Raw genomic sequence first — 1,728 nt, 5'->3', positions numbered from 1 at the left:
ATGGCGGAGTCAAACCGAGCTGAACACCAACACAAAGTAGAGGAAACACCGAGCAGAGCGATCTTGCGGCATAACAAACTGTCGAATAACTGTATCGGCAAATTTTCAAATGTAAATGTAGGGGCTGGCGCCCTCGACAGCCCGATTTTGTTTGCTCGATAATACTTGCGATATCTACACAATTTTTCCTTGACAATCTCGCTGACCGGTGTTATAATAAAAAAGCAGAAAAACTGCGAAAAATCGAATAAAGTTTGCAGGGGGACCCAAGCAAAAAGCTGGGTTGAGAAGGTAAAACCTGACCCTTTGAACCTGTTGGTCAAGACCAGTGTAGGAAGCAAGTTTTGTGTAAATTTACCTCCTGCATGGTCAGGAGGTTTTTTTGTTTCCCCTTTTCCATAAGAAAGGAATAAAGTATGTTAAAATGTTTGTCAGTGGCAGGCTCGGATTGCTCCGGTGGCGCAGGTATACAAGCCGACCTTAAAGCCTTCAGCGCTAATGAAACTTTCGGCATGAGCGTTATTACCTCTGTCGTCGCTGAAAATACTACCCGTGTGCTGTCTGTTTTCAACGTACCCGTTGAGGAGATACAAAAACAGATAGACGCTGTGTTTGAGGATATCCACGTCGATGCCGTAAAACTCGGTATGCTCCCAACTGCCGAAATTATTTCAGCAGTTGCGGATAAGCTTAATGAGTATAAACCAAGTATTATCGTCTGCGATCCCGTCATGGTCGCTACAAGCGGCGACGCTCTCTCTGAGGGCGGAACTGTTTCCACCATGAGGGAAAAGCTCTTTCCTATAGTTACGCTCCTTACACCGAATATCCCCGAAGCTGAAGCTATCTCAGGCTTGGAGATAAAGAATGAAAACCATATGGAAAAAGCCGCAAGGATAATAATGGATATGGGCGTAAAAAACGTCCTCGTCAAAGGCGGTCATCTCACTGGCGACGCTGTGGATTATCTCTGTACCCCAGAGGGTGTTCATAAGCTTGTCTGCAAGCGTGTTGATTCGCCTAATACCCATGGCACTGGCTGTACTTTGTCATCTGCCATAACTGCAAACCTTGCCCACGGTATGGATATGCTCTCCGCTGTAACAAAGGCGAAAAACTATATCACCGAGGCAATAGAAAAATCATTCACAGTGGGCAAAGGACATAGCCCCGTTAATCACTTTTATGACTATTACGATTTGAAAGGAACTGTTCTATGAGAAATTATAAAACTCAAATGGAAGCCGCTAAAAAGGGTATCGTTACCCCTGAAATGGAAACAGTGGCTAAGAAAGAAAATATGGACGTAAACGAGCTTATGGCTCTTGTTGCAGCAGGTCAGGTGGCGATCCCTGCCAACGTAAACCATACTGCTCTCTCTGCCGAGGGTATCGGTAAAGGTCTTAAAACTAAGATAAACGTAAATCTCGGTATCTCAGGGGACGCTAAGAATTATGACATTGAGATGCAGAAAGTGGATATGGCTATCAAGTTCGGCGCTGAAGCTATCATGGATCTGTCAAACTACGGCAAGACCAATACTTTCAGAAAAGAGCTAGTAGCAAAGTCGCCTGCCATGATAGGCACTGTTCCTATGTATGACGCTATCGGCTACCTCGATAAAGACCTCCTTGAGATATCCGCTCAGGACTTTCTTAAGGTAGTAAAAGCCCATGCAGAAGAGGGCGTTGACTTTATGACTATCCACGCAGGTATCAACAGACGTGC

The 1,728-nt window shown here is 45.0% G+C and carries 2 protein-coding genes and 1 riboswitch; both genes read left to right on the top strand.

What is annotated here, in order from left to right; translation table 11 throughout:
- The first annotated feature begins 248 nt into the window (after positions 1-248).
- A riboswitch (TPP riboswitch) is annotated at positions 249-354 on the top strand.
- Positions 355-416: 62 nt separating this feature from the next.
- Positions 417-1,220 carry a bifunctional hydroxymethylpyrimidine kinase/phosphomethylpyrimidine kinase gene (gene thiD, locus QVO88_RS04980; RefSeq protein WP_022287425.1) on the top strand — a complete coding sequence of 268 codons (804 nt, stop codon included), beginning with the start codon at positions 417-419 and terminating at the stop codon, positions 1,218-1,220.
- A partial coding sequence (locus tag QVO88_RS04975; protein ID WP_288177789.1) for a phosphomethylpyrimidine synthase ThiC occupies positions 1,217-1,728 on the top strand: 512 nt, incomplete at its 3' end. The genes thiD and QVO88_RS04975, both read left to right, overlap by 4 nt.

The sequence above is a fragment of the Ruminococcus sp. CAG:57 genome (assembly GCF_000435935.1).
Classification (GTDB): domain Bacteria; phylum Bacillota; class Clostridia; order Oscillospirales; family Ruminococcaceae; genus Hominimerdicola; species Hominimerdicola aceti.
The sequence above is the reverse complement of the archived record's forward strand: the minus strand, read 5'-3'. Positions and strand labels throughout refer to the sequence as shown.

Coding starts and splice junctions, on each gene's coding strand:
- thiD (WP_022287425.1), top strand. CDS start 417: ATGTTAAAATGTTTGTCAGTGGCAGGCTCGGATTGCTCCGGTGGCGCA.